Annotated in this window: 17 protein-coding genes; 6 read left to right on the top strand and 11 right to left on the bottom strand. The window is 72.6% G+C overall.

Annotated elements, in window-relative coordinates; genetic code table 11:
- Positions 1 to 26: 26 nt before the first annotated feature.
- The 3 genes from BMY19_RS14650 to treZ form a co-directional block, all read right to left on the bottom strand.
- Positions 27 to 3,422 (bottom strand): maltotransferase domain-containing protein, encoded by a 3,396-nt coding sequence (locus tag BMY19_RS14650; RefSeq protein ID WP_091677427.1) that lies wholly within the window; start codon positions 3,420 to 3,422, stop codon positions 27 to 29.
- Positions 3,423 to 3,639: 217 nt separating this feature from the next.
- On the bottom strand, positions 3,640 to 8,541 hold the full coding sequence (locus BMY19_RS14645; protein WP_100252119.1) for a malto-oligosyltrehalose synthase: 4,902 nt from the start codon (positions 8,539 to 8,541) through the stop codon (positions 3,640 to 3,642).
- Complete coding sequence (gene treZ, locus BMY19_RS14640; protein WP_091926396.1) at positions 8,538 to 10,343, bottom strand: malto-oligosyltrehalose trehalohydrolase; 1,806 nt, start codon at positions 10,341 to 10,343, stop codon at positions 8,538 to 8,540. The genes BMY19_RS14645 and treZ overlap by 4 nt, the downstream gene beginning before the upstream one ends.
- A 285-nt stretch (positions 10,344 to 10,628) precedes the next feature.
- On the opposite strand from treZ, the gene BMY19_RS14635 reads away from it, so the two are divergent.
- Positions 10,629 to 11,498 carry a hypothetical protein gene (locus BMY19_RS14635; RefSeq protein WP_100252118.1) on the top strand — a complete coding sequence of 290 codons (870 nt, stop codon included), beginning with the start codon at positions 10,629 to 10,631 and terminating at the stop codon, positions 11,496 to 11,498.
- 90 nt (positions 11,499 to 11,588) lie between these two features.
- On the opposite strand, the gene BMY19_RS14630 is transcribed toward BMY19_RS14635, so the two are convergent.
- Positions 11,589 to 11,864, bottom strand: a complete 276-nt coding sequence (locus BMY19_RS14630; RefSeq protein WP_020093331.1) for a YiaA/YiaB family inner membrane protein — start codon at positions 11,862 to 11,864, stop codon at positions 11,589 to 11,591.
- Between the two features lie 48 nt (positions 11,865 to 11,912).
- The gene (locus BMY19_RS14625; RefSeq protein WP_100252117.1) at positions 11,913 to 12,587 is read right to left on the bottom strand and encodes a PspA/IM30 family protein; all 675 of its coding nucleotides are present in this window, start codon (positions 12,585 to 12,587) and stop codon (positions 11,913 to 11,915) included.
- Positions 12,588 to 12,692: 105 nt separating this feature from the next.
- Between BMY19_RS14625 and BMY19_RS14620 the strand changes: the two genes are divergently transcribed.
- Positions 12,693 to 13,319, top strand: a complete 627-nt coding sequence (locus BMY19_RS14620) for a TetR/AcrR family transcriptional regulator (protein WP_026604950.1) — start codon at positions 12,693 to 12,695, stop codon at positions 13,317 to 13,319.
- Positions 13,320 to 13,377: 58 nt separating this feature from the next.
- Here BMY19_RS14620 and BMY19_RS14615 read toward each other — a convergent pair whose 3' ends face one another.
- Positions 13,378 to 15,054, bottom strand: coding sequence for a cache domain-containing protein (locus BMY19_RS14615; protein WP_091978313.1), 1,677 nt, complete (start codon positions 15,052 to 15,054; stop codon positions 13,378 to 13,380).
- Positions 15,055 to 15,230: 176 nt separating this feature from the next.
- Between BMY19_RS14615 and BMY19_RS14610 the strand changes: the two genes are divergently transcribed.
- Entirely contained in the window at positions 15,231 to 16,271 is a 1,041-nt protein-coding gene (locus BMY19_RS14610) for an ABC transporter substrate-binding protein (protein WP_020093327.1), read from the top strand.
- Between the two features lie 12 nt (positions 16,272 to 16,283).
- Here the strand turns inward: BMY19_RS14610 and BMY19_RS14605 are convergent, their stop codons facing one another.
- Entirely contained in the window at positions 16,284 to 17,876 is a 1,593-nt protein-coding gene (locus BMY19_RS14605) for a DHA2 family efflux MFS transporter permease subunit (protein ID WP_042669795.1), read from the bottom strand.
- Positions 17,877 to 17,887: 11 nt separating this feature from the next.
- Entirely contained in the window at positions 17,888 to 19,138 is a 1,251-nt protein-coding gene (locus BMY19_RS14600) for an HlyD family secretion protein (RefSeq protein ID WP_100252116.1), read from the bottom strand.
- Between the two features lie 57 nt (positions 19,139 to 19,195).
- On the opposite strand from BMY19_RS14600, the gene BMY19_RS14595 reads away from it, so the two are divergent.
- A complete protein-coding gene (locus BMY19_RS14595; RefSeq protein ID WP_234080757.1) occupies positions 19,196 to 19,891 on the top strand; it encodes a TetR/AcrR family transcriptional regulator in 696 nt (231 codons plus the stop codon).
- Between the two features lie 448 nt (positions 19,892 to 20,339).
- Complete coding sequence (locus BMY19_RS14590) at positions 20,340 to 21,050, top strand: DUF1013 domain-containing protein (RefSeq protein WP_020093323.1); 711 nt, start codon at positions 20,340 to 20,342, stop codon at positions 21,048 to 21,050.
- 45 nt (positions 21,051 to 21,095) lie between these two features.
- Here BMY19_RS14590 and BMY19_RS14585 read toward each other — a convergent pair whose 3' ends face one another.
- The 3 genes from BMY19_RS14585 to BMY19_RS14575 form a co-directional block, all read right to left on the bottom strand.
- A complete protein-coding gene (locus BMY19_RS14585; protein WP_100252115.1) occupies positions 21,096 to 22,445 on the bottom strand; it encodes an MFS transporter in 1,350 nt (449 codons plus the stop codon).
- A gap of 191 nt (positions 22,446 to 22,636) precedes the next feature.
- Complete coding sequence (locus tag BMY19_RS14580; RefSeq protein WP_100252114.1) at positions 22,637 to 23,662, bottom strand: histone deacetylase family protein; 1,026 nt, start codon at positions 23,660 to 23,662, stop codon at positions 22,637 to 22,639.
- 31 nt (positions 23,663 to 23,693) lie between these two features.
- A complete protein-coding gene (locus tag BMY19_RS14575) occupies positions 23,694 to 25,145 on the bottom strand; it encodes an HD domain-containing phosphohydrolase (RefSeq protein WP_100252113.1) in 1,452 nt (483 codons plus the stop codon).
- Between the two features lie 443 nt (positions 25,146 to 25,588).
- Between BMY19_RS14575 and BMY19_RS14570 the strand changes: the two genes are divergently transcribed.
- On the top strand, positions 25,589 to 26,473 hold the full coding sequence (locus BMY19_RS14570; protein WP_091677452.1) for a LysR family transcriptional regulator: 885 nt from the start codon (positions 25,589 to 25,591) through the stop codon (positions 26,471 to 26,473).
- The last annotated feature ends 21 nt before the right edge of the window (positions 26,474 to 26,494 follow it).

Raw genomic sequence — 26,494 nt, 5'->3', positions numbered from 1 at the left:
GCCATGGCCGAGTGCCACGCGCGGCCTCAGCCCGCAACCCGCCGCGGCGCCCGGAGGCGCCAGATCACGCAGGATCGCTCGGCCGGATCGAGGGCGATGCGGTGGGTCTTGCCGCGCAACTCGAACGTGTAGCCCTGGAGCAGGTCCTCGACCTCGACGGCGCCGTCGTCGGGCAGGCCGAACAGCCAGAGCGGCACCTCGTAGGTGCATTCCTGGCGGTTCTTCGGGTCGAGGTTGACCATGGTGAAGACGCAGTTGTCGCGCTCCGGCGTCGCCTTGGCGTAGGCGATGATGTTGTCGTTCCAGGCGCCCGTGAAGGTCACGTTGCGGAAATCCCAGAGAGCGGGATTCTCGCGCCGGATCCTGTTGAGCTTGACGATGTGCTCGCGGATGTTGCCCGGCCGGTCGTAGTCCCAGGCCTTCAGCTCGTATTTCTCGGAGTTGAGATACTCCTCCTTGCCCGGGTACGGCGCGGCCTCGCACAGCTCGAAGCCGTTGTAGATGCCGTAGACCGACGACAGGGTCGCGGCGAGCGTGCCGCGGATGACGAACCCCGCCCGCCCGCTGGTCTGGAGGAAGTACGGGTTGATGTCGGGCGTGTTGGCGAAGAAGTTCGGGCGGTAGTACTCGCCCATCTCGCCGGCCAGCTCCAGGGCGTAGTCGGTGAGCTCCTGCTTGGTGTTGCGCCACGTGAAGTAGGTGTAGCTCTGCTGGTAGCCGGCCTTGGCGAGCTTCTTCATCATCTTCGGCCGGGTGAAGGCCTCGGCGAGGAAGATCGCGTCCGGGTAGCGGCCGTTGACCTCGCCGATCACCCATTCCCAGAACGGGATCGGCTTGGTGTGCGGGTTGTCGACCCGGAAGATGCGCACACCGCGCGCGCACCAGCCGAGCAGGATGTCGCGCAGCTCGATCCAGAGCGAGGGCAGGGCGCCCCCGTAGAAGTGGACGTTCGAGATGTCCTCGTACTTCTTCGGCGGGTTCTCGGCGAATTTCAGGGTGCCGTCGGGGCGCCACTCGAACCATTCCGGGTGGTTCTTGATCCAGGGATGGTCCGGCGAGCACTGGATCGCGAAGTCGAGGGCGATCTCCATGCCGTAGGCGTGGCTCGCCGCGACCAGCCGCTCGAAATCCGCGAGCGTGCCGAGGTCGGGATGCACGGCCTCGTGGCCGCCCTCCTCGGCGCCCACCGCGTAGACCGAGCCGACATCGCCGGGCTCGGCCTTGAGGGTGTTGTTCTTCCCCTTGCGGTTGGTCCGACCCACGGGGTGGATCGGCGTGAAGTAGAGAACGTCGAAGCCGAGCTCGCGGATCTCGGGCAGGCGCCGGATGACGTCGTCGAAGGTGCCGTGGCGGTTCACGTCCATCGACTGGGAGCGCGGGAAGATCTCGTACCAGGCGGAGAACCGGGCCGCGAGGCGGTCGGCGATCACCGGCAGGGTCACCGGATAGCGGGTCAGGTTCACCCGCTCGGCGTTCCGGCGCACGAGGCTCGACGCGTCGGGGGCGAGGATCCGGTCGAGCTGGGCGGCCGAGCCGGTCTCCTCGGCGGCGAGCGCGGCCACGAGCGCGGCGAGGCGCTCGGCGTCGCGGCCGCCGCGGGTCCGGGCGAGCGAGGCCGCGGTCCCGACGAGCGCCACGCCCTCGATCGTTTCCAAGCGGACGTCGACGCCGGCGGCGCGCTTCTTCAGGGTGTCGCGCACCCAGGACGAGAACGCGTCGCGCCACGCGATCAGGGTGAACTCGTAGCGGGCGTTCCGCTCCAGGGGGAAGTGCCCGGCCCAGCGGTCGTTGTCGACGAAGACCATCGGGTCCTCGCGCCAAGTCTCGCCTCCAGACGCCTCGGTGCCGGCGACCCGCGACAGGATCGCGGCGTCGATGATCTCGTGGCCGTCGGAGAAGATGTCGGCCTCGACCCGCAGGGACTCGCCGACGATCCGCTTCACCGCCGAGCGACCGCCGTCGATCTCGGGGCTGACCGCCTCGATCACCACCCTTCCCTCCCCGTCCGGGGTGCCGCGCGCCGGCTGGCGGGCGAGCTCCTGGGCGCTGGCCGCGAGGATGCGCAACTCGCCCGGCATCAGGTCGATGGCGCTGCCGGGATGGAACGCGATCGGCTCGGCCTCCGGGGTCCGGTCGACGAAGGCGCCGAGCATCCCGCCGGTGCGGGCGACGAGCGCGCCGGCCTCGACCGGCACCGGCCGGTCGGTCGGGTTGTAGAGCACGATCAACCCGTGCCGCGCCGAGGCCGGGTGGCCGGTGTCGAAGCGGGCGAGCGCCACCAGATCGCTGTCGGGGGCCGAGATCCGGATCTGCGCGCCCTCGACATTGGCGGCCGGCAGCTCCGCCCGCAGGGCGTTGATCGCCCGAATGGAGCCGGAGATGTCGATGCCGGTCTCGTTCTCGCGGTCGCGCGGGGTGGTCTCGACCACGTGCAGCGCCCGCCGGTAGCCCCACTCGTAGCCGATCGGCATGAGGACGCCGGCCGAGAAGAAGGCCGCGAGCGCGTAGCGGGTGCGCAGATGCGCCGCCACCGCCTCCGGGCCGCCGCCGATCTCGGCGGCGAGCCGCGTCATGTCGTGGTTCTCGGGGAAGGCGATCGAGGGCGCCAGCACCCGCAGGCGCTCGTACTGCTCGAGCGCCCAGGGCTTCCTCAGGTCCCACCACGCGAAGGAGTTGAACAGGTAGTCGAAGCCGGCGCCGGCCGTGGCCCGGGCCTCCTCGAAGGTGCAGCCCAGGGTCTCGGCGGCGAACAGGCATGCGGGGTCTTGGCTCTTGGCCTGCCCGATCAGCACCCGCCAGGTCTCCGGTGGCACCTTGTAGGCGGCGTCGCACCGGAAGCCCTTCACGCCGAGGCCCTGGAGATGCGCCACGTAGGCGCCCCAGATCCGGGTGAGTTCGTCCCGGACGGAGGGGGTGTGGTAGTCGAGCTCGGCCAGGTCGCCCCAGACGGTGCGGATCGACGGGTCGTCCGGGTCGACGGCGGCCGGGTGCATGATCGAGCCGTCGGGCTCCTTCATGAACAGGTCGGGCCGCTCGGTGGCGAGCCGGGCGTTGTCGGCGGTGTGGTTGATCACGAGGTCGGTCATCACCGACAGGCCCAGCGCCGCGGCGGCGGTGCAGAAGCGGCGGATCTGCTCGTCGTCGGGCGTGCCGTCGGGGTCGCGGAACCGCTCGTCGAGGCGCTCGGGATCGGCGACCGCGTAGAGGCTCCGCGAGCCGCCGGTCTGGTGGAACGGGTTGAGGTAGACCCAGTCGAAGCCGAGGGCGGCGATCCGCGGCAACTCGGCCGTCCAGTCCGAGACGCGCCCGACCAGGAGCGGGAACAGGTTGTAGATCCGCGGCCCCTCGGCCCGGGGGGCCAGCGCGGCCGGCAGGACGGCCGCGGCCCCGGACGTCGCAGCGGCTTTGGTCGGTGCGTTCATGCTGCCTCTCGGCTCCCGTTCCCAGTGTCGTAACGCCCGAACCGCCGGGCTGTGCCGCGCGATCCGGTCCGACGTGTCTCAGCAGAGTCGCGTGACAGGGCTGCGGAGGAGCCACCGGAAGACGCGCCCGGACCGCCGCCGTCTCTGCGAGCGGCGCCACGCTGATCCAGGTCGCGCTGCCCTGGGTCGCCTCGCTCCGCTCGCGATGACGGCGCGGTCACGGTTCCCGCCGCAGCACCGCGTAGGGGAGGTCGCGCAGGAGAGCGCCGAGATCGGCCCCCTCCCCCTGGACCACCCGCCCCGATGCGAGGTCCCGCCAGCGGGTGCCGGCCCCGAGGTCGACCCGGGTGCCCGCGAAGGCCTCGCCCGACCAGACGGCGTCCCCGACGAAGCCCGCCACCAGCCGCGGCACCGCCACGAACAGGTCGCCGCCCTCTTGGACGGGGTCGGTCCGCCGGTAGGCGATGACGTGGTCGGCCCGGGCGCCGGTGGCCGCGACGGGCTCGTAGGCGGCGCTGGCGTAGAAGTCCGGGCGCTCGGCCCGCTCGGCGAGGAGCCGCGTCAGCGTCGCCTGCTTGACCCGCCCGTCCGGCCAGTGGCCCAGCAGCTCCGCGGGCGCCCCGCCCTCCTCCAGCATCCGTTCCAGCGCCGGGTAGTCCACCGGGCGGCGGTTGTCGGGGTCGACGAAGGAGAAGTCCCAGATCTCGGTGCCCTGGTAGGTGTCGGGCAGGCCCGGCAGGGTGCATTTCAGAACCGTCCGGCCGAGGCTCGCCAGCATGCCGAGATGGGCGAGACGCCGGGCGAAGGGCCTGAGCGCGCTCAGGAAATCCGAGCCCGGGGCGATCAGCGCCGTGAACAGCCGCTTGACCGCGCCCTCGTAGACCTCGTCGACGTTGACCCAGCTCGACCGGCGCTTGCCCTCCCGCATGGCCTTCTCGCCGTAGGCGATCAGCCGGTCCCGGAAATCCGCGATCGCCCCGGCCTCGTCCCGCTCCAGAAGCTCCAGCGGCCAGGCGCCCAGGATCGCCTGGAAGAACATCCACTGGTCGTTGGCGTCCGGGGCCGGCTCGCCGTCGATCCGGGCGAGGTGCGGGCCGGCGACCCGCTGCCACAGGTCCCAGGCCCTGGCCCATTCCTCGGGGATCTCCGAGAGGGCGAGCAGCCGCGTGCGGGCATCCTCGCCCCGCTTGGTGTCGTGGGTCGCGGTGGTGATCATGGCGCTCGGCCAGTCCCGGGCGCGGGCGATCTGCAGATCGTGGAAGTGCTCCGCGTCGATCCCGTACTCGCCCGGATCGCCGCCGACCTCGTTGAGGCCGAGGAGACAGGCGTAGCGGTAGAACAGCGTGTCCTCCAGGCTCTTGGCCATGACCGGGCCGGTGAGCTGCTGGAACCGGCGGCGGAAGCGCAGCACCACCCGCGGGTCCGGCCGGCCGGGGCCCGCCGTCTCGACCCGACCGAGCAGGACGTCGGCGGCGAAGTCGTGGACCGAGCGGTCCGGCAGGCTCGACCAGCGCTTGGCCTTGGCGACGGCGCCCTCGATCAGGCGGACATCCTCGGGCTCGACCTCGCCCTCCTCCAGATCCGACGGCAGGTAGCTCCGGTAGGTCGGGAAGCGCGCGATGATCTCGATCAGCGCCCGGCGGAGCGCGTTGACGGTGAAGTCGCGGGTGCGCCGGTCGGCGTCGGCGACCTCCTTGAGGTCGGTGGTCAGCACCTCCAGCTCGCTCGCGAAGCTGATCTCGAGGATCTCGGCCTTGGCGGCGCGGAGCTGGAAGCCGTAGGGCTCGTCGAACCCCGTGGCCCAGGTGTAGAGCCGCTCGATTTTCCCGCGCCGGCTCTTGTCGACCAGGATCCCGTCGAGCTGGTTGAGCACGTCGTAGCCCGTGGTCCCGGCCACCGGCCAGGGCCGCAGCCGCTCGCCCGGCTCCAGGATCTTCTCGACGACGACGTAGAAGCCCGGTCCGACAGCCGCCTGGAGCGCCCTTGCGTAGCCCAGCGGGTCGGCGAGGCCGTCGATATGGTCGATGCGCAGGCCGTCGATCCGGCCCTCGCGGACGTGCCGGAACACGGTCTCGTGCGAGCGGTGGAAGATGTCGGACAGCTCGACCCGCAGGCCGGCGAGCGAGTTCACGTCGAAGAAGCGGCGGTAGTTGATGTCGCTCGACGCCACCCGCCAGTGGGCCAGCCGGTAGGCCTGCGCCTCCAGCAGCCGGTGCAACGGCCCGAAACTGTCCGGGCGGCCTTTGAAGCCGTTGAGCAGCGCCAGCGTGCTGGCGGTGGCCTCCTGGATCAGCGGCGACACGCCGTAGATCTCGGCGAGCCGGCGCTTCAGCCCCTCGGCCTCCTCGGGGAAGCCTTTGCGGCGGGTCTCGTCGGTATCGATCGACATCGCCCGCAGCCGCTCGGAGATGGCGAGCAGTTCCGCGGTGGTGTCGTCGTCCACCGCCCCGATCGCGGCGATCACCCGGTTGAGGATGGTCGGGTAGCTCAAGGGGCGGATCGGCAGCTGGTGCTCGTAGTGCCAGACGCTGAAGGCGCCGGTCTCGGGGTCGAACTTCAGCTCCAGCGTGCCCTTCTCCAGGGCCTCACCGTAGCGGTCGCCGAGGAATGGGATCACGAGGTTGCGCCCGGCCCCGAGCCGCTGCCAGTCGATGTCGAAGGCGTCGGCGAAGGGCGACAGGGAACCCCATTCGAGCACCGAGAGCCACCACGGATTGTCGGAGCCGCCGACGCCCATGTGGTTCGGGACGATGTCGAGCAGGAGCTTGATCCCGTGGGCGTGGAGCGTCTCGGAGAGCGCGATGAAGCCCTCCTCGCCGCCGAGCTCCGGGTTGATCGCGCCGTGATCGACGATGTCGTAGCCGTGGGTCGAGCCGGGCCGCGCCTTCTGGAGCGGCGAGGCGTAGACGTGGCTGATCCCGAGCCGGTGCAGGTAGGGGACGATCCGGCCCGCATCCGCGAAGGTGAAGTCCTTGTGGAACTGCAGCCGGTAGGTCGCGCGCGGCGGCGGCGCGGCGAGCCGCGCGGCGCCCGAGCGCGGGCCCCGCGCCTCGGCCGAGAGGGACGCCGCGAGCTTCGCCAGCGGCCCGCCGGGGGCGGCGATGTCCACGAGATCCCGGTCGAGCTTGCGCCGCCAGTTCGGGTAGCCCTCGGTCGAGCCGGGCACGTTGGCCTGGGCGAGTTCCGAGACCACGTCCTCGTACTGGACGGCGGTGAGCATCGCGGGCGCGCGGGCGAGGTAGCGGGCGGCGGCCTCGAAGGGCGCGGAATCCGGCGGCTCGGCGGAGGGCAGCAGCTGCTCGGCCGCCAGCGCCTCGGCGAGGCGGCGGCGCTCGACGACGCGCTCGCCCCGCTCGACCTCGGCCCGCTCCTGATCGTAGAGGCCGAGCGACTGGCGGGTGTCGGTGTCGACCCCGCGCCACCAGCCGACGAAGGTCGGCAGGTCGTGGGTGGTGATGGCGGTGAGCGCGTCCCGCGGGTAGGCCGAGGGCGGCTTGAAGCGTCCGTCGGCCTCGCGCTCGAAGGCGAGGATCCGGTAGCTCAGCACCCCGGCCCGCATCAGCGCGTCGGAGAAGCCTTCCGGCGCCGTGCCGAGATCCTCCGCGATGACGAGGCACTTGTTGCGGTGGCTCTCCAGCCGCAGCACCGCCAGCATCGGCTCGAACGGCATGGCCACGTAGGCGCCGGCCTGGGCCCCCGCCCCCAGCGGGATCAGGAACAGGCGGGCGAGCTGGAAGGCGTGGTCGATCCGGATCGCGCCGGCGTGGCGCATGTTGGCCTGGACCAGGGCCCGGAAGGCCGCGAGCCCGTCGCGCTCCATCGCCAGCGGATCGAAGGCCGGCAGGCCCCAGTTCTGGCCCTTCGGTGCGAGCAGGTCCGGCGGCGCGCCGATCGACACCTTGTCGGCGAAGCGCTCGGGATGCGACCAGATCTCGGAGCCGCCCCGGTCGGCGCCGACCGCGAGGTCGCGGTAGAGCCCGACCCGCATGCCGGCCCCGAGCGCCGCCGCTGAGGCCTCGGCGAGCTGCCGGTCGGCGAGGTACTGCAGCCATGCGTGGTAGCCGACGAGGTCCGCGTTCTCCGCCGCGAAGGCTCGGACCGCCTCCGTGCCGGCGCGGCGATACGCCTCCGGCCAGTCGCCCAGCCAGTGCGCCCCCTGCCCCCGGAAATGCTCGGACAGCGCCTCGAACAGGGCGTGCGCTTCGAGATCCTCCCCGCCCTCCTGGCGGAACTGCTCGAAGCCCGCGTCGGTGCCGGCCCGGGCCGGTGACTCGGCCCAGAGCGCCCGGAGCACCGGGTCGAGCACGTCGTGGACGCCCTGGTGGTCGACGAGGGCGGCCTCGCGCAAAGCCGTGATCGCGTCCGCGCGCTCGGCGAGCAGCGCCTCGGCCCGGGAGCCCGCGAGCCCCGCCAGGCTGCGCGGGGCGATGAACAGCGTCTCCAGGAACAGCCGCGAGGAGGGCGAGTAGGGCGAGATCTTGGTCCGGTCGGAGCCGAACAGGGCGTGGACCGGGCTGAGCCCCAAGAACGCCGCCCCACGCAGGGCGGCCTCGCGGGCGGCCTCGCCGGCATCCGCGTAGGTGCCGATGCCGATATTGGTGGCCGAGCGCAGGCCGTAGAGCTGGGCGGCCATGCCCCAGTCGGAGGCGCCCTCCTCCGTGTAGGGCCGCGGGCGCCAGCAGCGCTGCGGCGCGGCGATCACCCAGGCCTCGGCGCGGGTCTGCCCGGCCTGGACGGTGAGGCGGTGATAGCCCGGGGTCAGCGGCGGCAGCTCGAAGCCGGGCTCCGACCCCTGCGGGTTGGCCCGGCCCTCACGAGCGGCGCCGCGCTCGTCGACGAGGCGCCAGACCAGGGTGTGGGGCGCGCCGTCCTGCGGGCGCACCGGCACCCGGGCGGCCCGGCGGGCCTCCACCGGCAGGAGCGGCGGGATCAGGCCGCGGCGCAGGCGCTCGACCTCCGCGAGGCTCGCGGCGATCGCCGCCTCGTCCTCCACCGCGAAGCCGAGGGCCGCCAGCAGGCCGCGGCGCACCTCCAGCGACGTCTCGACGGGCTGGCCGAAGGCGTCGGTGTAGCCGGGGGCGACGCCGACGAGGTCGGCGAGTGTCTCGAGGCGGCTCACGCGCGGGACTCCGTCAGGAACACGCCCGTCCAGGACGGGAGATCGCGTCCGGCCCCGTCCGGGGCGTTGGTCCAGACCGGCCGGGCACCGCCCGGATCCAGCGCGAAGGGTTCGGTCCCGACATTGGCGACGAAGCGCAGGGTGCCGGCGCCGAAGCGCCACGTGCAGTCGACCACGTCCGGGCGCGGCATCGCGGCGGCGGCGCCGTCGTAGCCGGACTTCGCCAGGGGCACGACCACGTCGCGGCGCAGCCCCAGGAGCCGCGTCGTCTCGGCCAGCACCTCGCGGTGGGGCGAGCGCTCCCGCTCGGACCAGTCGAGCTTCGAGGCCGCGAAGGTCTCGGCCTCGGTCGGGTCCGGGATCTTGGAGGTGTCGTCCGCGAAGGCCGCGAAGCTCTTGAACTCCCGGCGGCGCCCGTCGCGCACCGCCTTGTTCAGCTCCGCGTCGGGCGCGAAGTCGACGAAGAACAGGAACGGCGCGGAGGCCGACCATTCCTCGCCCATCCAGAGCATCGGGATCTGCGGCGCCAGGAGGAGCCCGGCCCGGGCGAGGTCGAGTTTCTTGGGATCCGCGAGGTGGTTGAGCCGCTCGCCGAGCGCCCGGTTGCCGACCTGATCGTGGTTCTGCAGGAAGGTCACGAAGGCGGAGGGCGGCAGGTGCCCGGAGGGTTCGCCGCGCGGGTGGTTGTCGAGCGTCGGGAAGGGCTCGCCCTGGTAGGCGAAGCCCTCGGCGAGGCAGCGGGCCAGGTGGGCGACCGGTTTGTCGGCAAAGCTTTTATAGTAGCCGGCGTCCTCGCCGGTGAGCAGGACGTGCCAGCAATGGTGCAGGTCGTCGGCCCACTGGGCGTCGTGCATCTTCGGGCGCCCGGCGGCGTCGCGCTCCAGCCAGCGGGCCTGGTTGGCCTCGTTCTCCAGCATCAGGTGGATCTGCCGGTTCGGGAAGATCCTCCGGACCGTCTCGCCGAGCTCGGCCAGGAAGTGGCGGGGCGAATCGTCGAGGATGGCGTGGACGGCGTCGAAGCGCAGGCCGTCGAAATGGTACTCCTCCAGCCAGTACAGGGCGTTCTGGATGAAGAACTGCCGCACCGTGGCGCCGCTCTCCTTGCCGTCGAAGTTGATGCCCGCGCCCCAGGGGGTCTGGTGGCGCTCGGTGAAGAACGTCCCGGCATAGGCGTGGAGGTAGTTCCCGGCCGGCCCGAAGTGGTTGTAGACCGCGTCGAGATAGACCATCAGGCCGAGCCCGTGTGCGGCGTCGATCAGGCGCTTGAGGTCGTCCGGTCGACCGTAGGCGCCGTCCGGCGCGTAGGGCTGGACGCCGTCGTAGCCCCAGTTGCGCGAGCCCTTGAAGTCGGCGAGCGGCAGCAGCTCGAGGGCGGTGACGCCGAGCGCCTTGAGGTCGGCCAGCCGGGCCTGCAGGCCGGCATAGGTGCCCTCCGGCGTCGCGGTGCCGACATGGCACTCGTAGATCACCGCCTCCTCGAAGGGCCGCCCGGTCCAGCCCGCGTCGGACCACTCGAAGCTCCGCGGGTCGATCACCTCGCTGAGGCCCGAGACGTCGTCCGGCTGGAAGCGGGAGGCGGGATCGGGCACGACGAGGTCGCCGTCGACGCGGAAGCCGTAGCGGGCGCCGGGCTTCACCCCCGGCAGGGCCGTGCGGCGCCAGCCGCCGCCGGATTCGGGCAGCGGGTGGTCGACGCCGTCGACGACGAGGTCGACGCTCCGGGCGGTGGGCGCCCAGAGGGCGAAGCGGACGCCGCCCCCGACCATCTCGGCCCCGAAATCCATGCTGTGGGCGCGCCGCATCGGGCCACCGTCCTCGTCATTGGCCGCGCGACCGGGACGCAAGCGCGGCAGGATCATCTGTCGTGGGAGAAGGCCCCGGGCCCGATCCGGTTCCCGCAGCGCAGCTATGGCGGAGCGGCCGCGTGGCAATGGGGTATCGGCGGGCGTGACGGCGAGGTGACGGCCAGGTGACGGCGGAGGGCAGCGGCGTGACGGCGGGCCGCGCGGAAACTAAGCCGCAGTTCCGTCCGCGCGGGGCGGCCCTATCTTGCCCGGCCGGCACTCTCGTCGGTCTGGGAGCGGACACTGGGTCGGACGCACATCATCGGCATCCACGGGCTCGCCAACAAGCCGCCCCGGGACGAGAAGGCCGCCTGGTGGCGCGCCGCGATCCGCGAGGGGCTCGACCGCAATCTCGGGCTCCGGGTCGCGGAGCCCGATCTGCCCTTCACCTTCGTCTACTGGGCCGACCTGCGCTACCCGCAGCCGCTCGCGGGCGACCGCAACCGCGAGCCCTACCGCCCCGATCACGGCCTCGGGCCGTTCCCCTCCCCGGCGGGGGAGCCGGAGCGCGCCGAGCCGACCCTCACCGACCGGATCTACCGCGGCCTGTCGCACCTGCAGGAGGCCGCCGGGCTGACGCCGGTGGACGACCTGATCCTGGAATACCGCCTCGACGACCTCTGGGGCTACTACGAGGACGCGGACTTCCGGGCGGCGGCGCGGGCGCGCCTGCGCGATGCCCTGGCGGCGGCCGCATCCGACACCGTGCTGATCGCCGCGCACTCGATGGGCGGCCTGATCGCCTACGACGTGCTGCGCGCCGCCGAGGCGGACGGGACGCCGATGCCCCGCTGCGACCTCGTCACCCTTGGCGCGCCCCTCGGGCTCGCCGAATTGAAGCTGAAGCTCGCCGACGAGCACGGCGATCTCCGGGTGCCTGCGGCGCTCGCCGCATGGACCAACCTGATGGATCGCCAGGACATCGCCACGGTGGGCGACGACCTCGCGGCCCTCTACGCGCCGAACGCCGCCGGGGTGCGGGTGCGGGACGTACCGGTGATCAACGCCTACCGGAGGCCGGACGGCGCCGAGAACCGGCACAAATCCTACGGCTACCTGCGGACTCCGGAATTCGCCCGGGTCGTGGCCCGGTTCCTGGACGCCGCGGCGTGAGCGATCCGGGGAGGTGCCGCGCTCCGCCGCGCGCCGCCTCCCCGACCCGGGACGCGCGCCGCCCGGGTCGGGGCGCGGGCCTGCCGGGCCTCAGAGCCGGCCCGGCACCACCTCGCGCAGGACGCGCTCCGTGGCGGCGTCCTCGATCTTGTTGATCAGCCGCTTCGCCTCGTGCTCGTCGCGCAGGGTCTTGGCCAGGGTGAAGGTCGTGCCCGTGAGGAACAGCGACGCCATGGCGAGGTAGCCCTTGATCCAGATGTCGGCGGGCAGGAAGAAGATGCCGAACGTCAGCATGGCGGCGGCGACGGCGAAGCTGACCAGCGTGAAGGTCTTCCAGGCGCCGGTATGGGGCATCTGCGGTGTCATGGTGCGGTCTCCTGAGGAAGGATCGAAGGGGAAGCGGTGCGGCGCCGGTCAGGCGCCGGCCCTGAGGCGGTCGAGCACGGCCCGCGGGTCGGTGCGGGGGCGGCCGTAGCCCGCCGCCTCGAGATCGGCCTCGATCCCGCCCGCGGCCTCGGCCTCGAGCTCGGTCAGCGCGGCGGCGACGTCCGCCTCGGCCGCCTGCCGCTCGCGCAGGCGCGCCAGCGTCCGCTCGGCCTCCCCGAGCGCCCCCGCCGACAGGGTCGTCACCCGGCGGCCCTCCAGTCCGGCCCGCCGCAGCGCCTCGGTAGTGCGGGCGGTCTGGAGCCCGCGGTCGAGGTCCCGCAGGCGTTCGCCGCCCTGCGCGACCAGGCCCTTCAGCCGCTCGACCTCCGCGGCGAAGCGCTCGGCGGCGGCCCGGCGGTCGGCCCGCTCGTCCTCCAGGGCGGCGATGTGGATCGCCGCCTCGGTCCCGAGATCCTCGCGCCCGTCGCTGAGCGCCCGCCGCGCCCCGTCAGACAGGGTGTCGATGCGGGTGCCGATGGCGTCGAGGGCGCGCGCCTCGGCGGCGTGGTAGGCCATGGCGACGGCGAGTTCCCGCCGGGCGGTCGCCAGGGCGCCGGCGGCGTCCCGGATCTGCTGGCGCAGGATCGTCACGGCATGGGCGTCGTGGATCGCCTGGGCGTTGTCGGCGATCACGCCGCGCATCAGGAAGGAGAGGGTCCTCATCACGGTTCACCTCGCGGGAACGACGGGCCGGACCGCGTCCGGATTTGATTGAACGTCGTTCATGAAACAAGTAAACACGGGACGTGCCGGGCCGCAAGGGATAAAATGAACGAGGTTCATAAAAAAGTGAGGGGGCGGCCGCGGAAGGAGCCCGGCGATCGGGCGGCCGATCGCCAGGCCCTGATCGCGGCCGCGGTGGCGATCCTGAACGCCGGCGGCGCGGCGGCGCTGACCGCCCGCGGCGTCGCGGAGCGGGCCGGCACGGCGGTCGGCTCGGTCTACACGCAGTTCGACAGCCTGGAAGTGCTGCGCCTGGAGGCGAACGCCGTCACCATGCGCCGGCTCCGGGACACCCTCGCGGGGGCGCTGGCGGCCTGTCCGTCGCGGGAGACAGAGGCGCGGCTCCTGTGCCTGGCCGACGCGTATCTCGCCTTCGCGGCCGAGCACCACGCCGCCTGGGCGGCGATCTTCGAGCGGCGCACGGTGGCGGCGCCGGACTCGGTGCAGGCCGACATCGCGGCCCTGTTCGGGATCCTAGAGGGGGTGCTGCGCGACGGCGGCCGCCTCGGCGAGGCGGCAATCCCCGTGATGGCGCGGGCGCTGTGGTCCAGCGTCCACGGCATGACCTATCTCGCCGATCTCGGCAGCCTGGGTCCCCTCGGGGTCAGCGACGTGCGGCCGATGATCGACGCGCTGGTGCGGGCCGCGGTCCGGGGCTTCTCCGCGGGCTGAGCGCCGCCCTGCCCGCCCGCGGGGGCCCCGCCCCTCAGGCCACCCTCAGGCCGCGCCCTCAGGCAGCCTGGATCTCCGCCAGGAAGGCCTTCACGGCGTGGTCGAGCTCGTCCGAGCCGCGGGTGAGGTCGCGTGCGGCCGCCAGCACCTGCTCGGAGGCGCTGCCGGTCTCGTCGGCGCCGCGGCGCAGGTCGACGACGTTCTCGGACACGCCCTGCGCCCCGGTGGCGGCGCTCGCCACGCCGCGGACGATCTCCTGGATGGCGGCGTTCTGCTCCTCCATGGCGGCCGCGACCCCGACCGCGATGCCGCGCATCTCCTCGATGGTCCGGCCGACCGCGCCGATCGCCGCGACCGCGTCCCGGGTCTCGCCCTGGATCCGGCCGATCTGGCCGGAGATCTCCTCGGTCGCCTTGGCGGTCTGCTCGGCCAGCGCCTTCACTTCGGAGGCGACGACCGCGAAGCCGCGCCCGGCCGCGCCCGCGCGGGCCGCCTCGATCGTGGCGTTGAGCGCCAGCAGGTTGGTCTGGCCGGCGATCGAGGCGATCAGGCCGACCACGTCGCCGATCTTCTCGGTGCCGGCGGCGAGCGCCCGCACGGTCGCCTCGCCCTGGCGGGTGCTGATCGCGGCCTGCCCGGCGATCTCCGAGGCGCGGTTCACCTGCCCGGCGATCTCCTGGACCGAGGCCGACATCTCCTCGGTGGCCGCCGCGGCGGTCTGGACGTCGGCGGAGGTGCCGGCCGCCTGCGCGGCCACCGCGCCGGTGCGCTCGGTGGTGTGGGCGGCCGTGACGGTCAGCGTCCGCGCCGTCGCCTCGAGGTCGGCGGCCGCCGTCGCGAGGCCGCGGCTCAGGGTCCCGGCCCGGGTCTCGAAGGACCGGGTCAGCCGGTCGAGGGCGGCGGCCCGCCGGGCATCCCCGTCGGCGCTGGCGGCGGCGCGGGCGTCGGTCTCGGCCTTGGCGATCAGCGCGTCCTTGAACACCTGCACGGCGCCCGCCATGGCGCCGATCTCGTCCCGGCGCTCCCGTGCCGGCACCGGCACGGCGGTCTCGCCGGCCGCGAGGCGGTGCATGGCGCCGTTCAGCGCGCGCAGCGGCCGCGTCAGCCGCCGGCCGATCAGCGCCGCGAGCAGGCCGATCAGCGCCACCACCACGAGCATGCCGGCCGCCGCCTTCCAGGCCGCGTCCCGCAGGATCGCCGCGGTGTCGTCGGCGTAGATGCCGGTGCCGATCACCCAGCCCCAGGGGGCGAAGCCGCGCACGTAGGAGAGCTTCGGCACGGGGGCGTCGGCGCCGGGCTTCGGCCAGTAATAGTCGACGAAGCCCTGCCCCTGCCGCTTCACCGTCTCGACGAAGTCGACGAACAGGCGCTTGCCGGTGGGATCCTGCACGGCGGCGAGATCCTTGCCCTCCAGCTCGGGCTTGATCGGGTGGGCGACCATGCGGGGCTGCATGTCGTTGACCCAGAAGTACTCCTTGTCGTCGTAGCGCAGGGCCTTGAGGGCCCGGATCGCGGCGCCTTGCGCGTCCGCCCGGGACAGGCGCCCGGCCCGCTCCTCGCCCTCGAAATAGGCCGCGACCCCGTAGGCGACGTCCGTGAGGTTCCGCGTCTTGGCCATCCGGTCCTGCTCGACCTGGGATTTCAGGCTGACGAGCCCGATGCCCGAGACCGCGACGATGCCGACCAGCGCGGTGGCCGTGATGGTGTGGAGCTTCGCTCCGAGCCCGATCTTCACCCGCGCCCCCGCGATGATGATTGCAAGAAGATGATTTCAACCTGCGATATTTTGCAGCTTCTGCGTTAGCGGAGCGTGAAGACGGCCTTGCGCGCGCCGGCCCGAGCCTGTCCACTCCCCGTCCAACGAAAGCCCGGCGCCGCTCAGGATCGCGCCGGGCCACAGGGAGAAGCGTCATGGTGCGTACGTCTCGGACGGGCTCGCTGCTGCCGGGCCGCCGCCGGCTCCTGCGGGCGGGATCGGTCCTCCTGCTGGCCGGGCTGGCGCTCGCCACCCCCGCCCGGGCCGACGATGCCAAGGTCCGGATCAGCCGGCAGCCGGGCTTCGTCTACCTGCCCGCGGTGCTGGCCGAGCAGCACAAGCTGATCGAGAAGCACGCCAAGGCCGCGGGCCTCGGGGACGTCACGGTGGAGTGGGTCAACCTGACGAGCGGCGCCGCCGGCAACGACGCGCTGCTCTCGGGCAACATCGACATCGTCGACAGCGGCTCGACCAACATGCTGCTGCTCAACGACCGCACCAAGGGCGACGTGAAGGGCCTGTGCGGGGTCGGCACCACGCCGATGATGCTGCTCACCCGCAATCCGGACGTGAAGGAACTCAAGGACTTCTCGTCCAAGGACAAGATCGCCCTGCCCTCCGTGAAGGTCTCGTCCCAGGCTGTGCTGCTGCAGATCGCCGCCAAGAAGGCGTTCGGGCCCGAGAACGCCACCAAGCTCGACCCGCTCACCGTCCAGCTCGGCCATCCCGACGCCGTGGCGGCGCTGGCGAGCCCGCACAACGAGGTCAACAGCCACTTCTCGCTGCCGCCGTTCCAGCAGCGCGAGCTGCAGGACCCGGCGATCCACAAGGTGCTCAATTCCTACGAGATGGTCGGCGAGCCGGTGAGCAACGCGATCTTCTACGCCCGGACCGGCTGGTACAACCGCAACCCGAAGCTCGCCGCCGCCATCGTGGCCGCCATCGACGAGGCCAATGCCGAGATCGCCCGGGATCCGCTGAAGGCCGCCAAGGACTACGTCGCGGCCACCAACGAGAAGACGCCCCCCGAGACCCTGGTCGAGATCATGAAGGAGCCCGGGACGAACTTCTCCACCACGCCCTACGGCATCATGCTCCAGGCCCGGCACTTCTACGCGATGAAGACCATCAAGACCGAGCCCAAGGACTGGAAGGACACGTTCTTCCCGATCGTCCACAACCTGCCGGGGCGGTAGGACCCCGGCCGCTCAGTGCGCCTCCACGGGCCCGGCGGCGCGCTGCGGCTTCTTGAGGATGGCCACCACGGCGAGGCTCGCCACGAGGCTCACGCCCACCAGCCAGAACCCGTCCGCGTAGGCCATCACGTAGGCCTCGCGGCGGACCTGGGCGGCGAGCTGGCCCAGCGCGACGCCCTTGGCGGCCAGCGGGTCGGCGATGCGGGCGTGCATCCCGGCGGCGAGCGCCGCGAGCCGGTCCTGGGTGCGGGTGGCGTTGACGGTGATCGCTTCGGCCAGCATCGAGAAGTGGAAGTGCTCCCGCCGGTCGATCATCGTCGACAGCATGGCGATGCCGATCGAGCCGCCGAGGTTGCGCATCATGTTCGACAGGGCGGAGGCGTCCGCGGTGTCGCGCGGGGCGAGGCCGACGGTGGAGAGCTGCGACAGCGGGATGGTGAAGAGCGGCTGGCCGACGGCCCGCATCAGCTGCGGCAGGATCAGCTGGTCGGCGCCGACATCGTGGGTCAGGCCGACGTTGATCCAGCAGCTCGCGATGAAGAACAGCGTGCCGGTGACCACCAGCACCCGGGCGTCGAAGGTCCGCATCAGCAGCGGCATCATCGGGAAGAGGACGAGCTGCGGCAGGCCCGACCACATCACCACGTAGCCGATCTGCTGGGCGTTGTAGCCCTGGATCTGCGCGCAGTAGACCGGGATGATGTAGATCGACCCGAACGAGACCGCGCCCAGCACGGTCATCAGCACGCAGGCGCCGCCGACCGAGCGGTTGGCCAGGACCCGCAGGTTGATGAACGGGCGCTCGGTCGTGAGCTCGCGGACGATGAAGCCGGCGATGCCGGCCACCGCCAGCAGCGACATGTTCACGATGACCTGCGAGCCGAACCAGTCCTTGCGCTGGCCCTCCTCCAGCACGTAGGTCAGGGCCGGCAGGCCGATCGCCATCAGGCCGATGCCGATCCAGTCGCCCTTGAGCAGCTCGCCCCAGCGCGCCGGCACGCTGTCGAAGGCGCCGAGCTGGATCGCCGCCGCCACGGGTCCGAAGATCAGGTTCAGGTAGAAGATGTAGTGCCACGACAGGTTGTCGGTGAGCCAGCCGCCGACCGTCGGGCCGATCGCGGGCGCGAAGGTCGCGGTCAGCCCGAACAGCGCGATGCCGATGGGCTGCTGCGCCTTCGAGAGCCGGGTGCGCACGATCACGATGGCGGTGGGGATCAGCACGCCGCCGGTAAAACCCTGGCCGGCCCGGAACAGGATCATCTGGCCCAAGGTCGTCGACAGCGCGCAGGCCAGCGAGAAGGCGGTGAACAGCATGGTGTTCACCGCGAGGTAGCGGCGCAGGCCGATCACCGAGGACAGCCAGCCGGTGAGCGGGATCACGATGATCTCGGCCATCAGGTAGGCGGTGGAGATCCAGCTGCCCTCCTCGGTGGAGGCGCCGAGCGCCCCCTGGATGTCGGCGAGCGACGCGTTGGTGATCTGGATGTCGAGGATCGCCGTGAAGGCGCCGAGGATCGCGCCGAACACGGCGAGCCAGTCCCGGGCGCTCGCCTTCGCCTCGGGCACGGCCACGGCCGGCACGGGGCTCGTCGGGGCCGGACTCATCGGGGCCGGACTCATCGGGGCAGGGCCTCGCTGACGAGGGCCGGAGCGGGCCTCGGCCGGGCGGGCCGCACCGGCTCGACCGGATCCTGGGTGTGGACCGTGGCCTCCACCGACAGGCCCGGGCGCAGGCGGGCGATGAGCGGATCCGACGGGTCGAGGGCGACGCGCACCGGCACGCGCTGCACCACCTTGGTGAAGTTGCCGGTGGCGTTCTCCGGCGGCAGCAGCGCGAATTGCGAGCCGGTGCCCGGGGAGAAGCTCTCGATCCGGCCCCGGAACGCGTGGTCGCCGAAGGCGTCGACCGTGAAGGTGACGCGCTGGCCCTCGACCATGCGGCCGGTCTGGGTCTCCTTGAAGTTCGCCACGAGGTAGATGTCGCGGCCCATCGGCACGAGGGTCAGGAGCCCGGTGCCGGCCGAGACGACCTGCCCGATCCGCAGCGCCCGGTCACCGGCCACGCCGTCGATCGGCGCCACGATGGTGGTGTAGCTCAGGTCGAGCCTCACCCCCTCGACCTTGGCCTGCGCGCCCTCCAGGCTCGCGCGGGTGCTGGCCTCGAGCGCCTGCAGGCTGTCGATCTGCTTCTGCGCGGCGTCGAGCGAGGCGGCGGCCTTGTCGCGGGCGGCGTGGCGCTGGCGCAGGTCGGACTCCGCCTGCTGCTGGCGCTGCACCGTGCCGGACCCGGTCTGCAGCAGGTTCTGGTAGCGGGTGTATTCCTGCTGCGCGAAGGTGAGGGCGGCCTCGGCGTTGGCGAGGTCGGCCCGCGACGAGGCGACCTGCGCCCGCTGCTGGACGATCGCCGAGGCGACGCCCAGAATCTGCGCCCGGTCCTTCTCGACCTCGGCCTCGGCCTGCCTGAGCTGGACCCGGTAGGACCGGTCGTCCAGGCGGGCGATGACGTCCCCGGCCTTCACCGGCTGGTTGTCGCCGACCAGCACCGCCGCGACGGTGCCGGCGATGCGCGGCGCCACCGTGACCTTGTCGGACTGGAGATAGGCGTCGTCGGTCACCTCGAGGAAGCGCCCGACACTCCACCAGTGCCAGCCGTAGGTCCCGGCCCCGCCCAGCGCGAGCAGGCCGAAGAGGGGCAGCACGATCCGCGCGCGGCGGCGGCGCGGCGCCGGTGCCGAGACGGTGGCCGGGACCGGCGCGGAGACCGGGGGCGTGACAGCCGCGGTGGCCGGCGCGGTGACCGGGGTCGTGAGCGGCGCACCCGCGACCGGGTCGGCGCTCTTGAAGCTGTCGCTGCGACGTGCGTCCATCGGATCTGGCCAGAATCAAAACGGTACGGTATCGTTTTAATAGGACGAACGGCGGTGGTGAGCAAGGAGGATCGCGGGGTGACGGTCACGGAGATCGAGCGGGTGGAGGCGGGCCCGCGGCGCGGCGGCCGGCCGACCCGCGCGGAGGCGGCTCGGCGCGAGGCGCACCTGATCGCCGTCGCCACGACCCTGTTCCTGGAGCGCGGCTTCGACGCCACCTCCATCGACGCGGTGGCCGAGGCCGCCGGGATGAGCAAGCCGACGGTCTACGCGCGCTACCGCGACAAGCGGGCCCTGTTCGAGGCGGTCCTGCGCGAGCGGATCGCCGCGTGGCTGGCGCCGCTCTCCGCCGCGGCCGAGGCCCAGGCCGCGCAGGGCGGGAGCGACGACGTCGAGACCGCCCTGGAGGATCTCAGCCGCACCCTGCTGGCCCACGGGCAGTCGCCGGGCGCGGCGATGCTCAAGCGCAACCTCGTGGCCCAGGCGCTGCAGTTCCCCGAGCTCGCCCGCCTCGCCCACGAGGAGGGCTGGCTGCGCGGCGTGCGCGCGGTGGCGCAGCTGCTCGACGCCTTCGCGCGGCGCGGGCGGATCGCCGTGGCGGATCCGGAGATCGCGGCCGACCTGTTCCTCAGCCTCGTCCTCGGCCGGTCGTCCCAGGCGACCCTCTACGGCATCGCCACCGACCCGGAGGCGCAGGAGCGGCGGCGGCAGGCGGCGGTGCGGCTGTTCCTCGACGGGGTGCGCCCCCGCTGAGGGGCGGACCGGAACGTTGTTGCGCCGCAAGGGCTGCGTTATCTTCGGGAGTGGGACCGACGGCGGCTACCGCCGGTCCCTGGCATTCACCGTTTCAGGTGTTGCCGAGGCCAGAGAGGAATGGCGAGGCGGAGCGTCAATCTCCACTCGCCATTCGCTTTTCTGGACCATGCCAGAGAGATGACCATCCTCTGCACTCCCGGCCGCGACCGGCCGTGCGCGGCCTTCGCGGGTGAGTCGGTCAGGCTCACGGCACGAGCTTAGCCATTATTCCCGGGACCCGGAGAATCCGAGTCGGCGCCTCGAGCCCGCGATTGCGCCCCTCCCCGCCCGGGCCTATAGTGCGTCATCCCCATTCGACAGCGTGAGACGGGACATCCGGATCGGTCATCCGGAGCCCGCGGCCCGATGCCCGGCCCCCGTCCCGCCAGGCCGGAGCACGAGAAGCATGTCCCAGGGTCCGCTGATGCCGAAGGCGACCGCCGTCTGGCTGGTCGAGAACACCTCGCTCGCCTTCGAGCAGATCGCCGATTTCTGCAAGCTGCACCCGCTGGAGGTGAAGGGCATCGCCGACGGCGAGGTCGCGGCCGGCATCAAGGGGCTCGACCCGGTCTCCACCGGCCAGCTCACCCGCGACGAGATCGAGAAGGCCCAGAAGGCGCCGCACTACAAGCTCAAGCCCGCCGTCTCGAAGGTGAAGCTGCCGGAGGTGAAGCGCACCACCAAGGGCCCGCGCTACACCCCCCTCTCCCGTCGCCAGGACCGGCCGAACGCCATCCTGTGGCTGCTGCGCAACCACCCCGAGCTGAAGGATTCGCAGATCATCCGGCTCGTGGGCACCACCAAGTCGACGATCCAGCAGATCCGCGAGCGCACCCACTGGAACTCGGGCTCGCTCCAGCCGATGGACCCGGTCACCCTCGGCCTGACCACCCAGATCAACCTCGACTTCGAGGTCCAGCGCGCGGCGGCCGACCGCCCGGCCGCGGTGGCGGCCGAGTCCGGCGCTTCGCTGCTGCCGACCGAGGTCTCCACGGCCCGCGACGCCGACGAGCGGGACCACGAGGACGATCACGGCGGCCGCGAGGAGCGGCTCGACGCCGATTCGGTCTTCGCCAAGCTCAAGGGCCGGCACCAGGACGAGGACGACGAGGACTAGGACCAGGACTGGCCTCCGCTCCGACCGAGCGGGGGCCGGACCGACCTATTCCGGCAGCGGTCGGCCCCGCGTCTCCGGCATGAACCACGGCACCACGAGGCCGATCACGTAGACGCTCGACAGGGTCAGCGCCGCCGCGGCGACGCCCCCGAAGGCGGTCACGATCTGCCCGGCCAGGATCGGGAAGATCCAGGCGATCAGCCGCGCGCCGTTGAAGACCGCGCTCGACGCCGTCGCCCGGACCGCCGGGGTGAACAGCTCCGCGAGGTAGATCGCCATCCACGAGAAGGCGAAGCCCAGGGTGAAGAACCCGTTCAGGAAGGCGAGCGCCATGAACGGCACGAGCCCGCCGGTCCAGAGGTAGCAGGCGAGCGACGTGGCGATGCAGCCGGCATAGGTCACGAGCAGGAAGGCGCGGCGCCCGATCGCGTCGGCCACGAAGCCCGAGATCACGTAGGCGGTGATCGCCCCAATATTGTAGACGATGCCCATGCGCGGGCCCCAGACATTGGCCGGCGCGCCCGCGGCCTTGGCGAGCCCCTCCGTGTAGGCCGGCAGCCAGGACGAGACCGCCCACCAGCCCACCGTGGTGGCGAAGGACAGGAGCGTGGCGAGGAGGACCCGCCGCCGGCTCTCGGGCTCGCGGAAGATCTCCGTCAGGGAGAACGGGCGCCGCGCGCGCCGCGGGGCCCGGTCCGCGTCCTCCGCGGTGGCCGCCCAGCGCTGCGCCTTGAGCGCCCGCATCCACTGCTCGGATTCCTCCAGCGCCCGGCGCAGGTACAGGCACACGAAGGCCGGCAGCGCGCCCAGCGCGAACAGGATCCGCCAGGATTCCGCGCCCAGGGGCTCGGTGGCGGCGAGCACGGCCCACACGATGGCGGCGAGCACCGCGCCGCCGCCGAAGCCCGATTGCAGGAAGCCGCAGCCCTTCGGGCGGGCCCGGTTCGGCCAGGTCTCGGCCACGAGGGCGATGCCGGTGGACCATTCCGAGCCGATGGCGAGCCCGGTGATGAAGCGCAGGACGGCGAGCTGCGTGAAGCTCTCCGCGAAGGCGGTGAGCCCCGTGAACAGCGCGTAGCCCAGGATCGACACCATCATCATGCGCTTGCGGCCGATGTAGTCGGCCGCGATCCCGCCGATCAGGCCGCCGATCCCCCAGCCGAGCAGCGTGATGCCGATGGCGAGGCCCACGTAGAAGGCCGGCGCCTGGGCCTGCTCGGGGGTGAGGATCGAGGCCAGCGCCGGGCGCAGGGCGTAGACCAGGGCTACCGCCTCGTAGCCGTCGAAGATCCAGCCGAGATAGCTGCCCCACAGGATCCGCCAGTGGCGCCGGGTGAGACCCGCGTGCCACGGTGCGCCGGCCGCCTCGCGCATGCCCACGTCGCCCGCGTCCATCGCCCGCTCCTCCCGCCCGGGACGCGTCTGCGGCGCCCGCCCCGCCCTGATAGGTCGGTTGTGGCATCGGGTCGACCATATCCGGGCGGCCGATCCGGCGCCCCGGCGATCACGATCGCATCACGCCTTCACTGCGCAGCTTCACTGCGCACCTTGCACTGGGCACCTTCTGCGCGCCCGCGGCGTTCGGCCTAGCGCGCGGCGTCGAAGGCGGCGAGGAAGGCCGCGAGGTTGTCCGGCAGGGCCGCGCAGAGGTAGCCGCCCTCCTGGACCAGCGCCGTGGGCAGCCCGGCCCGGGCGATCCGCTCCGCCGCCCCGACGAAGCCCCCCCGGGAGACCGCGAGGGCGCCGATCGGGTCGTCCGCGGCGGCGTCGAGGCCGAGCGCCACCACGAGCGCCCGGGGCCGGTGCGCGGCGATCAGTGCGAGGCCCGCCGCCACGGCCTCGAGCCAGGGCGCGTCCCCCGAGCCAGGCGGCAGCGGCAGGTTGCGGTTGAACCCCGCCCCCGCCCCGGCGCCGGTCTCGTCGGCGTAGCCCGCGAAGAACGGGAAGTAGTCGGACGGGTCGGCGTGGACCGAGACGGTCAGCACGTCGGCGCGGGCGTAGAAGATCCCCTGCGTGCCGTTGCCGTGATGGACGTCGATGTCGAGGATCGCCACCGGGCCGCCGGTCGCGGCGCGCATCCGCTCGGCCGCGATGGCGCTGTTGTTGAGGAAGCAGAAGCCGCCGGCGGAGTCCGCGTAGGCGTGGTGGCCGGGCGGGCGGCACAGGGCGTAGGCGTGCCCCGCCGCCAGCGCAGCGTCGGCGGCCGCGACCGCGCACTGCGCCGATCCGTAGACCGCCGCCCAGGTGCCGGCGCGGATCGGCGTCGAGGTGTCGGCGGTGTAGAGGCCCAGGCGCCCGAGGAGGCCGGCGGGCTTTCGGTGCATCTGCGGCCGGGCGAAGGTCCCGGTCAGGATCTCGTCGCCGATGCCGGGGATCGCGTCCCGGCGCGCCCAGGCCTCGGCCAGGAACGCCACGTAGTCGGGATCGTGCACCGCCCGGATCGGGTCGAGGCCGTGATCGGCCGGCTCGGCGAGGTCGTGGCCGCCCCGGACGGCCGCGTCCCGCAGGATCGCGTAGCGGGCCGCCTGCTCGGGATGCGGGATCGGCGCGCCGCGGCGCATGTAGCGCTCGGGATCGTGCCGGCTCGAATCGGGCGTGTGGACGATGCGCATGCCGGCAGGTTAGGGCCCGCCGGGCCGCGCGTCATCCGCCCGGGACGGCCTCGCGGGGCGCGCCCGCATGGAATGCACCCGCATGGGACGCGCCCGGATGGGACGGGCTCAGATGAGGTAGACGGTGCCGTCCGCGCGGAAGACCTTCGGGCAGTTCGCCCCGTCCACGAGGCGCTGGGCATCCTCCAGGGAGATCCCGTGCACCAGGGCGATCTCCGGCAGCGTCTTCCAGGTCGGGGTCATGGTCCGGCTCCGTCCGTGATCCGTGCGGGTCGGGGGTCAACGGCGCAAACGCCTCCGGGTTCGCCGACAGGGCCGATGACGGCTCCAGGATCCTGTCGAGGGTGTCGGCGCGCCACCCCGTCGGGTCGGGCGCGGCGGGGGCGACCTCGCGCAGGAGGGTCGGGACCCGGGCCCAGGGTTCCGTGACCGGCCCGGCGCTCGGCCGCATGCCCGCCCGGGTCCGCCCGCCGGCGACGCGGATGTCCGGGAAGCGCGCGCAGAACGCCGCCACGCAGTCGGGGTCGAAATGGCGACCGCTCTCGGCGCGGACGCAGTCCAGGGCCGCCTCGAAGGGCATCGCGTCCTTGTAGGGCCGCGCCGTGGTCAGGGCGTCGAACACGTCCGCCACCGCGACGATCCGGGCCGAGAGGGGGATGGCGGCGCCGGCGAGCGCGTGCGGGTAGCCGCCGCCGTCCCACCGCTCGTGGTGGAACTCGGCGATCTCCGCGGCCAGCCGGATCAGCTCGGAGGCGCTCCCGCCCAGGATGCGCCGGCCGATCGCCGGGTGCGTCTTGACGAGGTCGAACTCGTCCCGGTCGAGCCGGCCGGGCTTCAGCAGGACGGCGTCCGGGATGCCGACCTTGCCGACATCGTGAAGTGGCGCCGCGAGGTAGAGGTTGCGGCAGGTCTCCGGCGCCAGCCCGAGCCCCTCGGCCACGATCTGGCTGTAGCGGGCCACCCGCCACGTGTGATCGCCGGTGTCGTTGTCGCGGTACTCGACCGCCAGCGCGAGGCGGAAGATGATCTCCTCCTCGCGCTCGCGCATGTGGCGCAGGGCGGCCTCCACCTCGCCGTCGAGCCAAGCGGCCTGCTCGGCCAGCCGCCGCACCGCCCGGGCGAGCCGGATCATGTTGCGCAGGCGGACGGTGAGTTCGACGCCCTGCATGGACTTGTCGAGGAAATCGGTCGCCCCGGCCTCCAGGGCGGCGAGCCGCACCGCGTCCGAGATGTCGCTGGTGACCATCACGATGGGCACCTGTGCGTAGTGCGGGATGGTCCGCATCTGCCGGATGAAAGCGATCCCGTCGATGTCGGGCATGTGGCAGTCGACCAGGACAAGGTCGAAGGCCCGCGTCCGCGCCTCGACCATGGCGGCGACCGGGTCGCCGTGATCGGTGACGGACACGTCGGGCTTGGCCTCCAGCAGCAGGCGCAGCCGCATCCGCATGGTGGCGCTGTCGTCGACGAGGAGCGCGTCCATCAGCGGCTCCCGGGCCGGCGCAGGCGATCCCGGGGCGGCCGCCGGACCGGGTATGTCGACACAGGAACCATCGCCGCGACGCCTCGCAAGACTGTCGAGCAGCATTGAAGGATGCGGCATTAACGGGCGGTAAATCGTCGTTCTCGGCTATATTGAGGAGATTTACTTTACTCGGAGCCTTGGCGGGTGCGAATTCGGGTCTTCGTTTGTCGGAGACCGGTGGGGCTGCGGCGATCGACCCGCGGAGAGTTGGCTTCGCCCGCTCCGGGGCGCCTGAGGGATCGGCGTGTCTGTAACCGGGATCGCCGCGGCGGCCCCGGCGCGGCCCCGGGATGGCGGGGTTGACGCGGTCGCCAAGCCCCCCGACGGAGACGCGGATCAGGACGGGTCCCGGGCGGCCCGGGACGCGCCGGCCGGACGGCGCGGCGGGAGGCGCCTTCGCGATGATGCGGTTCGATCTCGTCGATCTCGGCCTGTTCCGGCACGTGGTCGAGGCCGGCTCGATCACCCACGGGGCCGCGCGGGCGAACCTCGCCCTGGCGGCCGCCTCGACGCGGATCCGGCTGATGGAGGAATCCCTGGGCGCCGCCCTGCTGACCCGGGGCCGGCAGGGCGTCAGCCCGACCCCGGCCGGGCGCGCGCTCCTCGTCCATGCCCGGGAGGTCCTGGCCGGGGTGGAGCGCCTGCGCGAGGAGATGGCGGCCTTCTCGGGGAGCGCCTTCGGGCAGATCCGGGTGCTGGCCAACACCAACGCGCTCACCGAATTCCTGCCGGAGGCGCTCTCGGCCTTCCTGGCCGATCACCCCGGGATCGGCGTCGAGATCGACGAGCGCACCTCCGAGGAGATCGTCGGGCTGGTGGCCGAGGGGGCGGCCGATCTCGGCATCCTGTCCGGCACGGTGGATACCGGCTCGCTGCAGACCTTCCCGTTCCGGGAGGACCGGTTCGTGCTGGTGGCGGCCCGGGACCATCCCCTGGCCGCGCGCGGGACCATCCCGTTCGCCGAGGTGCTCGGCCACGACCTCGTCGGCCTCGACCGGCGCAGCGCCATCAGCCGCTTCCTCGTCGCCCAGGCGGTGCGCGAGGGGCGACCGATGCGCCTGCGCGTCCAACTCCGGGACTTCGACGCCGTCTGCCGTCTCGTCGAGGCGCGGGTCGGGCTGGCGATCCTGCCCGAGAGCGCCGCCGCCCGCGCCGCGCAGGGCCTCGCCCTCGCGGTGGTGCCCCTCGCCGACGCCTGGGCGCGGCGCGACCTGACTCTGTGCCTGCGCGACCTCGACGGGTTGCCGCCGTTCATCCGGGCCTTCGTGGCGGAGCTGCGCGCCTGAGCGGAACCCGCCCCGCCGCGG

Source organism: Methylobacterium sp. UNC300MFChir4.1, from assembly GCF_900110155.1.
In the GTDB taxonomy this organism is placed as follows: domain Bacteria; phylum Pseudomonadota; class Alphaproteobacteria; order Rhizobiales; family Beijerinckiaceae; genus Methylobacterium.
This window is presented reverse-complemented; position numbering and strand designations above follow the sequence as displayed.